Origin of the sequence: Kribbella orskensis (assembly GCF_004342085.1) — a bacterium.
GTDB lineage: Bacteria > Actinomycetota > Actinomycetes > Propionibacteriales > Kribbellaceae > Kribbella > Kribbella orskensis.
This window is the reverse complement of the sequence record NZ_SLWM01000021.1, coordinates 55,331-67,821: the sequence shown is the minus strand read 5'-3', so window position 1 is coordinate 67,821 and position 12,491 is coordinate 55,331. Positions and strand designations below refer to the sequence as shown.

The following is a 12,491-nucleotide window of genomic DNA, read 5'->3' as shown; positions in this document are numbered from 1 at the left end:
CGGTCAGAGAGTAGGGGCGTCGCAGGTCTTGGTCAGCGGAGCATGCAGGCGCTCGGCGAGGACGCGGCGCTGGGTGGGCTGGGCCTCCGTCTGCCGGAGCAGGCCGTCGTCCGTGAGGCGGACGTTGATCGCGCGGCGGTCCTCCGGGCACATGTGACGCTCGACGAGTCCGGCGGTCTCCAGTCGGCCGATCACCCGGGAGAGGGCGCTCTGGCTCAGGTGCACCGACTTGGCGATCTGCTGGACCTTCGCCGACTGCTCGGGCAGTTCCGCCAGCCGCTCGAGCACTTCGTACTCACTCATGCCCAGTTCGTGGCCTGATTGCAGCTCGCGGTCCAGCGCGCAGGTGAGGTCCGCATGGCGGGCCAGCAACTGGCGCCACTCGCGGACGTCGGCGCTGATCTCACCAGTCCCAGCGCTGACCTTCGTCTCGGTCATGAGCGCGACGTTATCATGCATGTAAATTTAATGCAAACGCAATTAATGAGTAGACATTAGATGCACGTGCATGCAAAGCTCTCCTCTTGTGACAGACACAACGCAAGCAACCGCACCGACCCGCCTGACCTGGGACGCGCGCCTGTGGGGTGCGCTCCTGGTGGTCTGCGGCGTGATCTTCCTCGACGGCCTGGACGTGTCCATGGTGGGCATGTCGCTGCCCTCCATCGGCGCCGACCTCGGCGTTTCCCTTTCCTCGCTCCAGTGGGTCGTGACCGGCTACGTGCTCGGCTACGGGGGCCTGCTGCTACTCGGCGGCCGGACCGCCGACCTGCTCGGCCGCCGTCGCGTCTTCCTGATCGCGCTGGCCGTGTTCGCCGTGGTCTCGATGCTGAGCTCCCTGGCCACCAACCCCGAACTGCTCATCGCCGCGCGGTTCGTGAAGGGCATCGCCGCCGCGTTCACCGCGCCGGCCGCGCTCTCGATCATCACCACCACCTTCCACGAGGGTCCGGACCGCAACCGGGCGCTCAGCATCTTCACCACCTGCGCCGCCAGCGGCTTCTCGATGGGCCTGATCCTCGGTGGCCTGCTGACCGAGGTCGGCTGGCGCTGGACCTTCCTGATGCCCGGCCCGGTCGCCCTGATCGTGCTGGCCTTCGCGCTCAAGCTGATCCCGAACAGCCCGCGGGACGACTCCGCCGGCGGGTACGACGTACCGGGGGCCGTGACGGTCACCGCCGGCATGCTGACGCTGGTGTTCGCCGTGGTCGGGGCGGAGGGCGCCGGCTGGGCCTCGGTCCGCACGATCGGCCTGTTCGTCCTGGCGGCCGCGCTGCTCACCGCCTTCGTGCTGATCGAACTCCACTCCAAGCACCCGCTGGTCCGGCTCGGCATCCTGCGCAAGGCCAACCTGCGGCGGGCGAACCTCGCCATCATGACCGTGTTCGGCGCCTACGTCGCCTTCCAGTTCATCGGCACCCTGTACCTGCAGAACCTGCTGGGCTGGTCGTCGTTCGAGACCGCGCTGGGCTTCCTGCCGGCCGGCCTGCTGGTCGCCTTCCTGTCGCCGAACGCGGGCAAGGTCGCCGACCGGATCGGCACCGAGCGGATGGTCGCGATCGGGATGGCGCTGTTCGTCGTCGGCTACGCGCTCTTCTTGCGGATCGGTACGTCGTCGGACTACGTCGCCACGGTGATGCCGACCATCGTGCTGATCGGCCTGGGCTTCGCGATCACCTTCCCGGCGCTGAACATGCAGGCCACGAACGGGGTGGACGACAACGAGCAGGGGCTCGCGTCCGGCCTGTTCAACACCTCCAGCCAGGTCGGCGGCGCGATCGTCCTCGCCGTCACCACAGCTGTGATCGGGGGCCAGACCGGGGGCACCTCCACTCCCAGCAGCGTGCTGGCGTCGTACAAGCCGGCCCTGGTGGTCGTCACCGGCATCACGCTTGCCGGTCTGCTGATCGGGCTCGCCGGTCTTCGCGGCCTCAAGCAGCGTCGCGCCGAGGCTTCGGCCGAGGCCGCCGAGCTGAACGCGGTCCAGGAAGAACTGGCCGAGGAGGAGATGTCTCCGGCCGCGTGATCGCTCCACGCAGTACAAACCACAACCGGCTCCTCGAGTCGTGAAGTGATAGAGAAGCAGTGCGGGTCACGGGCTACTCCGCCGTGACCCGCACTGCTGTTCTCAGCTCTGTCCGACTGGCGCGCCATGGTGTTCTCGGCTGTGGCCCCACGTGTGGCGGACGGCGGTGGTGGGCACCAGGAGCGAACGACGCCGCCCGATCGGAGTACAGGCTGTGAGCTCTTCTACCGCCCTAGTGACCCTCCCCGCCGGGAGGCGTTGCTGACGATGGCGGGCGCGGCGGCAAAGGGTCTTCTCCTGGCGGGGCGGTACCGACTGCTCGGATCGCTGGGGCGTGGCGGGATGGGCGTCGTCTGGCACGCTCGCGACGAGTTACTGGGGCGCGAGGTGGCGGTGAAGGAGATCCTGCTGCCGCCGGAGCTGCCGGACGTGGAACGCGCAGTACTTCGCCGGCGCACCCTCCGCGAGGCCCGCTCCGCCGCCCAGCTCAGCCACCCCAACGTCGTCGCCATGTACGACGTGGTCGAGGAGGAGGGGCGGCCCTGGATCGTGATGGAGCTGGTGCGGTCCCGTACGTTGGCCGACGTAGTCCGGGAGGACGGCCCACTGCCGGTACGCCGGGTCGCGGAGATCGGCCTGCAGATGCTCGCCGCGCTGCAGGCGGCGCACGCGGTCGGGGTACTGCATCGCGACGTGAAACCCAGCAACGTGCTGCTCGCCGACCGCTATCGAGTGGTGCTCACCGACTTCGGGATCGCAACGCTGGAAGGCGATTCGTCCCTGACCCAATCGGGCACGCTGGTGGGGTCGCCGGCGTACATCGCCCCGGAGCGAGTGAAGGCGAAGAGCGCCGGGCCGGAGTCGGATCTGTGGTCGCTGGGAGCCACGCTCTACACCGCGGTCGAGGGAAGACCGCCGCACGAACGTGGAAGCGTGCTGCCGACCCTGACCGCGGCTGTCACAGACGCTCCTGATCCCGCGCTGCGAGCTGGTCCGCTCTGGCCGGTCCTGGAAGGCCTTCTTCGAAAGGACCCTGCCGACCGCCTGACCGCCCCGGCCGCGGTCCGCTTGCTCGTCTTGGCGCTGCGCGACGAGCAGTCGGTACCGGCGGCGCGTTCCGGGCAACCGTCATCCCGTGATCGCCGATGGGTTCCGAAGGTTGTGGCTGCCTTGGTCGCATGCCTGGTAATTGGTGCTGTCCTGGTCGGTTGGGCCATGTTCAAGCCCGACGACAACCAGACGCAGTCACCTCAGACCACAGCCACCAGGCCCGGTGGTGGATCCACCTCACAGGCGCCCCGCAGTACTCCATCTGGATCGGGAAGCAGCGCACCCTCCAGCCCACCGCCTTCCTCCAGCAGCCGACCACCCACGTCAGCACCGTCGAACACTCGCAAGCCTTCTCAGTCGAGCACCGACCCGCCGGCCCTGCCCGCCGGCTTCAGGCGGCACAACGATCCGACGGGGTTCTCCTTGCCGGTGCCGAGCAACTGGACGGTGGAACGGCAGAACGGACGCGTCTACTTCAGGGAGCCGGGTGGCTCGCGCCTCCTGCTGATCGACCAGACCGACGCTCCGAAGCCGGACCCGGTGGCCGACTGGCGTCAGCAGGAGGAGGCTCGCCGCGACACCTACGACGACTACCGCCGCATCCGGATCGAACCGGTCGACTACTTCCGCAAGGCCGCCGACTGGGAGTTCACCTACGCCGTCCGTAGCGGCCGCCAGCACGTCCTGAACCGCGGCGTTATCACGAGTCCGACCCAGGCCTACGGCATCTACTGGTCCACTCCCGAGTCCCAGTGGACCTCCAGCCAACCCCTCCTGCGCACCATCACCCGCAACTTCCGCCCGGCGCCGTGACCCGCACTGCTGCATTCCGGCCCGCCGATCGGGATGAGCGGGGGAGTTCGGGGCTATCCCCGATTGGTTTCGACCCGTCCGGGTGCTGGACTGGGGGCATGAGCGATCAGAGCAACCAGAGTGACCACGACAGCCGCGTCAAGGACATCCTCGACCGAGTGGCCCAAGGCCACCTGTCCAGCGACGAAGCCGCGACCCTGATCGCCGCCCTCTCCACCCCCCGCCACGCCGCCACCTCCGACGCCACCACTCCCGACGCCACGGCCGGCGACAGCCCGTCCGGTACTGCGCAGCCGGGCTCGGCTGGTCAGGGTGCTGCGGCTGACGATGCTCCGTCTGCTTCGGTGTGGGCCGACGTCGTCGACTCCCCGGACACCGCGGACGCCGACTCGGCCGATGCCGGCTCGGCCTCCACGTCGGCCACGGATGCGCCGGCGGCGGGAGCCGGATCGGCTTCCAGCGATGCGCCCTCGGCCCCGCAGGGAACAGCCGGGGCAGGCTCGGCCGGAGACGTTGTCGGGCAGGGGAGCGGAGTACAGGACAGTGTGGTTGACGATGCGCCGGCCGAGGATGAGGACGTCGAGGCTGAGCACAGCAATGTGCCGGTACCGGCCGGCGTGCAGCGCGTGACGATCCGGGCGATCGGGCGGCGGGTCCGGCTGATCGGTGAGCCGGCGATCAACGGGGTCGCGGTCGACGGTCCGCACGTGATCAAGCGTGACGGCGACACCCTCGCGATCAGCAGCGAGGGCGACATGGGTGTCTCGATCGACGGCTTCAGCATGCTGCGCAACCCGACCAACCTGAAGTCGCACGTGAACGGTCTCGCCAAGGAACTCTCGATCCGCGTCAACCCGGCCCTCCAGGTGGAGATCGAGGTGACCGGCGGCAGCGTCGTCGCCGAGCGCCTACCGGGCCTGACCCGGGTCCGCGTCACCGCCGGTACCGCGAAGGTGACCGACGTGGACGGCCCGATCGACCTGCTCGTCCAGGCGGGTTCCGCGAACCTCGACGCCCAGATCACCAAGGGCCGCTCCCGCGTCCGGGTCGAGTCCGGCTCCGCGAACGTGACGTTGCGCCGAGGCTCCGACGTCCGCGTCCACACCGAGGCCCAGCTCGGCCGTGTCACCTGGACTGGCGCCGTCAACGGCCAGAGCAAGGATGTCGAGATCGGTCGCGGCCGAGCCGCCCTGGACGTCGAGGTCCTGGTAGGCGCCGCCCAGATCATCTCCGACTGATCGGACCCGCACCACTCACCAACCCCACAACGCACCCCGGAGCGACGCTCAGACCGCTCCACCCCGGTACGCGTTCCAGGCGTTGGTGAGTGGTGCACGTCCGGACGCCATCACCGACCGAATGTCGGCCACCGACTGACCCCTACTCCGCCTCACTCGGCAGCGGAGCTTCAGGGGATGGCAGGCGGGGCTCGAGGTCGGCTGGTTGGGGTGGGGTGGGGGCGGGGATGCTGCGGAGGGTTCGGAGCGGGGAGAAGAAGAGCCAGGCGGTGCCGAGGAGGGTGGCGAGGCCGGCCAGCCAAATGGTCGGGCGGAGGCCTAGGAGGGTAGCGGTGATGCCACCCAGGAGGCTGCCGATGGGGGCGGATCCCCAGCTCACGAAGCTCATCGTGGCGGTGACCCGTCCTTGGAGGTCGGGTGGGCAGAGGCGCTGGCGGATGCTCATCTGCAGGATGTAAGCGACGATGATGCAGATCGCGGCCAGCAGGGTCGCCGCGACGTACCAGACGAGTTGCCAGCCCGGGCCGGTCAGAGCCTGGAGCGTGAAGGCGACACCGATACCGACCGAGGCGATGAGCAGCGCGCGGGCATCGCCCAGCCAGGCGCTCAGGCGTTCGGTGAACCACGACGCGACCAGTGCGCCGAGCAGGCCGATCATGCTGAGCAGACCGATGGCGCTGGGGGAGAGGTGGATCTCCCGGACTAGGAAGACGATCATCACGGCGCCGCTCGCCGCCTGGAACAGCATGGTGGTGGTCGTGTTCAGCACGATCGGCCGCAGCAACGGGTGGCCGAACACATAGTGCAGCCCCTCGCCGATCTCGCGCCGCAGATCGGGCTGTTCCGCCGGCGCGGGCCGCGGTTCCGGAGTACGGATCGAGCGGAGCCAGAGCGCTGACCAGAGGAAGGTGACGGCGTTCAGGCCGAGCGTGACCGCCGCGGTCAGCCACTGGACCAGGAATCCTCCTGCTCCGGCACCGACCACCGCCGCGATCGAGTGGTTGCCCGCCAGTTTGGCGTTGGCAGGCAGCAACTGCTCGGGCGCGAGCAACCTCGGCGGGTAGGCGTTGTGCGCCACGTCGAACATCACCGTGAGCAGCCCGGCCAACCCCAGTACGACGTACAGCTGGGTCAAGGTCAGTACTCCGAACCAGGCCGCGACGGGGATCGAGGCGAAGAGCAGAGCCCGGCCGAGATCCGCGATGACGAGAACCGGGAGGCACCGCATCCGGTCGATCCACGCGCCGGCGAACAAGCCCAGCAGCAGCCAAGCGGCGGTCTCGCAGGTGCGCAGCAGCGAGACCTGCAGGGTTGTGGCGTTCAGCGTGATGACGGCGAGCAGGGGAGCGGCGGTCATGCCGAGGCGGATGCCCAGCTGGCTCAGCAGGTCGGCCGTCCACAGGCGGCGGAAGTCGGGGTGGCTCAGGATGCCTTGGCCTGAAGTCATGCGGGGACGGTAGACCGCAGAGTTGAGCCTTGTCGACTCAATGTCAACAAAGTTGAGTCGAGGCCACTCAGGTTTGAGTCTGCAACCAAATAGTGGCATGAGCTTATATAACTGCTAGCGTACTTACCGGGCATCGCGGGCGAAAAGCCGTCGAAACTGTCGGCGGAGTGGTCCACGATGGCCACTGATCACAGTCCGGCGGGGATCCAGGAAGGGGCGGCTGGAATGGCTGCTATCGAGGCGACCGGCCTCGTGAAGACGTTCAGGACCAGGAAGAACACGGTCAAAGCCCTCGACGGCATCGATCTGGAGGTTCCGGAAGGCAGCGTGCTCGGCCTGCTGGGACCCAACGGAGCAGGTAAGACGACAGCGGTCCGGGTCCTGGCGACCCTGTTGGCACCCGACGCGGGCACGGCCCGGGTGCTCGGCCACGACGTGGTGAAGGAAGCCGACACCGTCCGGGCCCTGGTGGGCCTGTCGGGGCAGTACGCGGCCGTCGACGAACTGCTGACGGGCCGGGAGAACCTGTGGATGTTCGGCCGGCTCTACCAGTTGAGCAGCCAGCAGGCGAAACAACGGGCCGGGGAACTGCTCGACACCTTCGACCTCACCGACGCCGCCGACCGGATCCTGAAGACGTACTCCGGGGGGATGCGACGCCGGCTCGACCTGGCGGGTTCGCTGATCGCCCATCCCAAGGTGCTGTTCCTCGACGAGCCGACCACCGGGCTCGACCCGCGCAGCCGCCTCGACCTGTGGCAGATCATCCGCGACCGGGTCAGCGAGGGAGTCACCATCCTGCTGACCACGCAGTACCTCGAGGAGGCCGACGAGCTGGCCGACAGCATCGTGGTGGTCGACCAGGGCTCGGTGATCGCCCGAGGGACGGCCGATGAGCTGAAGAACAAGGTGGGCGGTGAGCGGATCGAGGTGGTCGTGCAGGACCAGGACGAGACCTACCGCGCGCTCGAGTTGCTCACGGCCGCGCTGGAGGTGACCGACCCGGAGGCGACCACGCTCGACAAGCACAGCAAGCGGCTCACGCTGCCGGCGCCGGGTGGTTCGAGCGCGCTGGTCGAGGTGATCAGGACGCTCGACGGGGCTGGGATCCGGATCGCCGACATCGGGTTGCGGCGGCCGACGCTGGACGACGTGTTCCTGACGCTGACCGGACACGCGGCGGACAAGGCGGAGACGGTGCCGGACGAGTCGGCCGGGAAGCCGGCGGGAAAGAAGGTGCAGGTATGAGTGCCACGGACACGCGGGTCAAGCAGAACTCCTCGGGCCAGGCGTTGACGGACGCGCGTGTCCTTGCCTGGCGGACGCTGAAGCGGATCCCGCGGACGCCGGACATGCTGATCTACGCGACGATCCAGCCGATCATGTTCGTGCTGCTGTTCGCGTACGTGTTCGGCAACGCGATCCCGATCCCGGGTTTTCCGGGGCCGCGGGCGTACCGCGAGTTCCTGATGGCCGGGATCTTCGCGCAGACGATGGCGTTCGCGGTCGCGTCGGCGAGCGTCGGGCTGGCCGACGACATGGCGAAGGGGCTGATCGACCGGTTCCGGTCGCTGCCGATGGCGCGGTCCGGGGTGATCGCCGGGCGGGTGATCGGGGACGTCGTCTTCAACGCCTTCGTGATGCTGGTGATGGTCATCTGCGGGTTCATCGTCGGGTGGCGCTGGCACAAGGGATTCGATCAGGCGCTGGCGGCATTCGCGATCCTGTTGCTGTTCGCGTTCGCGATGCTGTGGGTGGGCGCGTTGATCGGCCTGTCGGTGAGCAGCGCCGAGGTGGCCGCGTCGGCGGGGTTGATCTGGTTGTTCCCGTTGACGTTCCTGTCGAACGCCTTCGTGCCGACCCCGAACCTGCCGAGCGGACTGCAACCGATCGCCGAGTGGAACCCGATCTCCTCCATCGTCGCCGCCTGCAGACACCTCTTCGGCAACCCGTCGCCCTTCGCCAGCCCCGACGGCTTCCCAGCCCAGCACCCGGTCTGGCTCAGCCTGATCTGGTGCACCGCCATCATCGCCGTCTTCGCCCCGTTAGCCGTCCGCAAGTACAGAAGCTCAACCGCCCACTGAGCCCACGGGAGGGCGCGCAGAGCCCGCGATCAGCCTGCGCGCCACCTCGGCAACAACTGATCGGGAGAAACAACCACCCCGGCCCCCCAAGCGGGGGAGCCGGGGTGGGGTGTCTGGTTGGTCAGCCCTTGAAGGGGACCGCGGCGACGATCGTTACCGTCACCGGCTTGCCGTTGGGCGCCTCATAGGTCGCCTTCTCGCCCTTCTTCTTGCCCAGGATGGCGGCGCCGAGCGGGGACTGCGGCGAGTAGACGTCGATGTCCACCGAGGAGTCCAGGGCGAGGAGTTCGCGGGAGCCGAGCAGGAACGTCTCGACGTCGTCGTCACCGGCGAACTTGATCGACACCTTCATGCCGGGCTCGACGGCGCCACCGGACTTCGGGGTCTCGCCGACACGGGCGCGGCGCAGCATGTCCTCCAGCTGCCGGATCCGGGCCTCCATCTTGCCCTGCTCGTCCTTGGCGGCGTGGTAGCCGCCGTTCTCCTTGAGGTCGCCCTCGTCGCGGGCGTCGCTGATCCGCTGCGTGATCTCGGCCCGGCCGGGACCCTTCAGGTCCTCGAGCTCGGCCTTCAGCTGGTCGTAACCATCCTGCGTCAGCCAGACAACGCTGTCCTCGTCGATCTTCTGCGTCACGGGCTGCTCCTTTGTCGATGGGATGGGTAGAAAAGCCTCAGGCCGCCGTCGTCGACGGCGACCAATCCAGTGAGCGTAGCAAGATCGGGCTGAGAACCCCACAGTTCTTTGCCCGCTCAGCAGCTTGGCAAACGCTTGCGTGGCGCCGGTCGGTAATCGGTTGCAGCGGCGAGACCAGTGATCAGACCAATCGTTAGACCACTTGTAGACCACCGGGATGGCCGGAGCTAACCGGCCCGGGCGTTGACTTCGGTGTCAGTTCGGCCGGTGCGCGTCGGCGGTGGTGCACCCGACCAGTACGACGGACGTCGCCGCGCGCTGTGTCGTCAGGGTCGAGGTGACCGTCTGCTGACGGGGTGAGTCGGCCGGCACCGTCACGGTGATCTCGCCCACGATCGAGAAGTCCGCGGCCTTCGCCTGCAGCCGGCAGGCCGCTTCGACCGACTTGCTCCGGTCCACCTGGATCGTCACGTTCGCCGAGGTCTGCGAGGTGATCTGGAAACCCAGCAGCCGCGAGGACACCGGCGGGTTCGACTGGACGAACGCGACCCACAGCAGCCAGACCAGTCCGAGCAGCACCAGGGTGCCGATGGCGCCCAGGACCAGCGGCCTGCGGCGGCGGCCGGTCCGTCCGTAGCGGGCGTCCAGAGCGGCCTGCGCGCTGTCGGTTCGCACGGCCGGGTGTGGGTCGGTCACTGGTTCTCCTCGGGCTTGGAGGACCATTGTGTCTTGTGACTGAAGATCTTCGCCTGCTGCATGTCCATGCTCACCCCGACGACGAGTCCAGCAAGGGCGCCGCGTCGACCGCCAAGTACGTCGCCGAGGGCGTCGATGTGATGGTCGCCACCTGTACCGGTGGAGAACGCGGCTCGATCCTGAACCCGAACATGGATCGCCCGGACGTGCTGGCCAACATCAGCGAGATCCGCCGCCAGGAGATGGACGCCGCCCGGGAGATCCTCGGCATCCGGCAGGAGTGGCTCGGCTGGGTCGACTCGGGCTTTCCCGAGGGTGACCCGCTGCCGCCGCTGCCGGAGGGCTCCTTCGCGTCGCTCAAGGTCGAGGACGCCGCCGCCCCGCTGGTGAGGCTGATCCGCGAGTTCCGCCCGCAGGTCGTCACGACGTACGACGAGAACGGGGGCTACCCGCACCCGGATCACGTGATGTGCCACCAGATCACGGTGGCCGCGTTCGAGGCGGCCGGGGACCCGGACGCGTACCCGGAGCTCGGGGAGCCGTACCAGCCGCTGAAGCTGTACTACCACCACACCTTCCATCGCGAGCGGATGAAGGCGCTGAACGACGCGATGCTGGCCCGCGGCCTGGAGTCGCCGTACGCCGACCGGCTGAAGGACTGGAAGCCCGACCCGGAGAACGAGCGCCGGATCACCACCCGGGTGGAGTGCTCGGAGTACTTCGCGGTCCGGGACCGGGCGCTGCTCGCGCACGCGACCCAGATCGACCCGGAGGGCGCGTGGTTCGCCGTACCGCTGGAGGTGCACCAGGCGGCCTGGCCGACCGAGGACTACGAGCTGGCCCGCAGTCTGGTGGAGTCCGAACTGCCTGAGGACGACCTCTTCGCGGGGCTGCGCTGACGGCGGGGCGGGACGGTGAGACACTGGCGTGGTGAAAGCGACGACCCATCTTCTGAGCATCAAGCTGCCGGCGACAGAGATCGACCCGAACTCGGTCAAGCCGGGCTGGGTCGCGCTGCTGATCGTGCTGGCGCTCGGTGCCGCCACGGTGCTGCTGTGGCGCAACATGGGCAAGCAGCTGAAGAAGATCGACTTCGACCCGGACGCTGGTGCGCGCGACCAAGCACCGTCCGACGTCCCGCCGACCACGGACAGCTCAGCGGACCAGGCTGGCGCTGTCGGGCCGACGGCTGACCAGGCCCAGGCCGACGCGCAACCCGAGGCTGGGGCCGAGGCGAAGACCGAGGCCGAGAACGGCGCATCGCAGCCGAAGTAGGGCCTTGACCAGGTCGGTGCCGGGGGCAACAGCCTGCCCGCCGCGATTGCCGAAAGTCACGCCGACGCAACCGTTTGCGACACCCGGGTCACGAGATGGTGTCGTGGCGGGACACTGTTAGATAGCTCACCTATAGTGTGCGCGTGTTCAACGAAGGTGCCGAGGGCGGGATCGCTCTGTGACCGCGACCCGCGCCGCCCGGCACCGGATGCCCGGACGTCTGGTCGCGGGTGGCGCGAGCGCGGTGCTGGTGGCCGCGGTGGCGCTGGTCGTCGGCATGTACGCGGCCGGCAGCGAACCGCAGGCGGACCCGCTGGCGATCGGTGGGCCGGGAGTCTTCATCGACTGGCTGCTGCCGTTCTTCCGGCTGCTCTCCACGATGGCGACGGTCGGTTGCGCCGGCGCGCTGCTGGCTGCGGTGGTGCTGCTGCGCACTGACGGTGGTCCGCTCGGCGTGCAAGGCCGCCGGGCGATCCGCGACGCGAGCAACTCCGCGATCATCTGGGCAGTCTCCGCGTTCGCGGGGGCGATCGTGACGGCGGCGATCCTGCTCGACACCCCCGTCACTCTGCTCCGGCTCCGGCTGGACGACGCGCTTGGCGTGCCCGAGGTGAAGGCCCTGCTGATCACCGGCATCCTGGTGGTCGCACTGGCGATCGGCATCCGCCGCGTTCAGACCTCCTCAGCCGCCGGCCTCGGAGTACTGGTGGCCATCGCCGCGCTGATCCCGCCGGCCCTGACCGCCTACCCCCGCAACGAGTCGTACGTCGTACTGGCCGGCGCCGCTCTGGTCATCCACGTCATCGCGGCGACCACCTGGGTCGGAGGACTGGCCGGCCTGGTCCGGTACGGGCGGGCCAGCCGCAACGGATTGCCTCTCGTGCTGGAGCGCTACAGCCAGGTCGCCCTCGCCTCGTCGATCGCGGTACTGCTCAGCGGGGTGATCAGCGCGGCCGGCCGTCTCGCGGCCAAGGGTGGCGGCTACGACACGGTGCTCGACGTCCTCACCTCCGACGCGTACGGCGGGCTGCTGCTCGCCAAGACGGTCGCGTTCGTCGTGCTGATCATCGGCGGCTGGATCCACCGCCGCCAGGTAGTCACAAACCTGATCGAACCAGGCCCCCGGTTCTGGCAACTCGTCATCGGCGAACTCGTCGTGATGGCGCTCGCGATCGGCCTGTCGGTGGCCCTCTCGCAGACCACCTGAGGCGGGGTACAGCTTCCGCGG

12 protein-coding genes are annotated in these 12,491 nt (G+C 68.6%); 8 read left to right on the top strand and 4 right to left on the bottom strand.

Annotated features, from left to right (window positions below):
• Positions 1-3 precede the first annotated feature (3 nt).
• On the bottom strand, positions 4-438 hold the full coding sequence (locus EV644_RS35380) for a MarR family winged helix-turn-helix transcriptional regulator (protein WP_132194480.1): 435 nt from the start codon (positions 436-438) through the stop codon (positions 4-6).
• Between the two features lie 88 nt (positions 439-526).
• Here EV644_RS35380 and EV644_RS35375 point away from each other — a divergent pair, with 88 nt between their 5' ends.
• The 3 genes from EV644_RS35375 (at position 527) to EV644_RS35365 (ending at position 5,127) form a co-directional block, all read left to right on the top strand.
• The gene (locus EV644_RS35375; protein WP_241999228.1) at positions 527-2,026 is read left to right on the top strand and encodes an MFS transporter; all 1,500 of its coding nucleotides are present in this window, start codon (positions 527-529) and stop codon (positions 2,024-2,026) included.
• Positions 2,027-2,293: 267 nt separating this feature from the next.
• Entirely contained in the window at positions 2,294-3,889 is a 1,596-nt protein-coding gene (locus EV644_RS35370; RefSeq protein WP_132194484.1) for a serine/threonine-protein kinase, read from the top strand.
• Between the two features lie 98 nt (positions 3,890-3,987).
• Positions 3,988-5,127: a hypothetical protein gene (locus EV644_RS35365; protein WP_132194486.1), complete on the top strand. Its 1,140-nt coding sequence runs from the start codon at positions 3,988-3,990 to the stop codon at positions 5,125-5,127.
• A gap of 142 nt (positions 5,128-5,269) precedes the next feature.
• Here EV644_RS35365 and EV644_RS35360 read toward each other — a convergent pair whose 3' ends face one another.
• Positions 5,270-6,574 (bottom strand): MFS transporter, encoded by a 1,305-nt coding sequence (locus tag EV644_RS35360; protein WP_132194488.1) that lies wholly within the window; start codon positions 6,572-6,574, stop codon positions 5,270-5,272.
• Positions 6,575-6,799: 225 nt separating this feature from the next.
• On the opposite strand from EV644_RS35360, the gene EV644_RS35355 reads away from it, so the two are divergent.
• Together EV644_RS35355 and EV644_RS35350 are read left to right on the top strand one after the other, a co-directional pair.
• A complete protein-coding gene (locus EV644_RS35355; RefSeq protein WP_132194490.1) occupies positions 6,800-7,822 on the top strand; it encodes an ATP-binding cassette domain-containing protein in 1,023 nt (340 codons plus the stop codon).
• The gene (locus EV644_RS35350; RefSeq protein ID WP_132194492.1) at positions 7,819-8,658 is read left to right on the top strand and encodes an ABC transporter permease; all 840 of its coding nucleotides are present in this window, start codon (positions 7,819-7,821) and stop codon (positions 8,656-8,658) included. Before EV644_RS35355 ends, EV644_RS35350 begins: the two co-directional genes overlap by 4 nt.
• A gap of 121 nt (positions 8,659-8,779) precedes the next feature.
• Here the strand turns inward: EV644_RS35350 and greA are convergent, their stop codons facing one another.
• Both greA and EV644_RS35340 read right to left on the bottom strand, forming a co-directional pair.
• Entirely contained in the window at positions 8,780-9,292 is a 513-nt protein-coding gene (gene greA / locus EV644_RS35345; RefSeq protein ID WP_132194493.1) for a transcription elongation factor GreA, read from the bottom strand.
• Positions 9,293-9,547: 255 nt separating this feature from the next.
• Positions 9,548-9,988, bottom strand: coding sequence for a DUF4307 domain-containing protein (locus tag EV644_RS35340; protein WP_241999230.1), 441 nt, complete (start codon positions 9,986-9,988; stop codon positions 9,548-9,550).
• Between the two features lie 35 nt (positions 9,989-10,023).
• Between EV644_RS35340 and mca the strand changes: the two genes are divergently transcribed.
• From mca to EV644_RS35325, 3 genes are all read left to right on the top strand, one after another.
• Positions 10,024-10,887, top strand: a complete 864-nt coding sequence (gene mca / locus EV644_RS35335; protein WP_132194497.1) for a mycothiol conjugate amidase Mca — start codon at positions 10,024-10,026, stop codon at positions 10,885-10,887.
• 31 nt (positions 10,888-10,918) lie between these two features.
• A complete protein-coding gene (locus tag EV644_RS35330; protein ID WP_132194499.1) occupies positions 10,919-11,263 on the top strand; it encodes a hypothetical protein in 345 nt (114 codons plus the stop codon).
• 178 nt (positions 11,264-11,441) lie between these two features.
• Entirely contained in the window at positions 11,442-12,470 is a 1,029-nt protein-coding gene (locus tag EV644_RS35325) for a CopD family protein (RefSeq protein ID WP_132194501.1), read from the top strand.
• The last annotated feature ends 21 nt before the right edge of the window (positions 12,471-12,491 follow it).

Bases quoted from the DNA above. Each gene is read 5' to 3' on its own strand.
- EV644_RS35380 (WP_132194480.1), bottom strand. From the start codon at position 438: ATGACCGAGACGAAGGTCAGCGCTGGGACTGGTGAGATCAGCGCCGAC.
- EV644_RS35370 (WP_132194484.1), top strand. From the start codon at position 2,294: ATGGCGGGCGCGGCGGCAAAGGGTCTTCTCCTGGCGGGGCGGTACCGA.
- EV644_RS35365 (WP_132194486.1), top strand. From the start codon at position 3,988: ATGAGCGATCAGAGCAACCAGAGTGACCACGACAGCCGCGTCAAGGAC.
- EV644_RS35360 (WP_132194488.1), bottom strand. From the start codon at position 6,574: ATGACTTCAGGCCAAGGCATCCTGAGCCACCCCGACTTCCGCCGCCTG.
- EV644_RS35355 (WP_132194490.1), top strand. From the start codon at position 6,800: ATGGCTGCTATCGAGGCGACCGGCCTCGTGAAGACGTTCAGGACCAGG.
- EV644_RS35350 (WP_132194492.1), top strand. From the start codon at position 7,819: ATGAGTGCCACGGACACGCGGGTCAAGCAGAACTCCTCGGGCCAGGCG.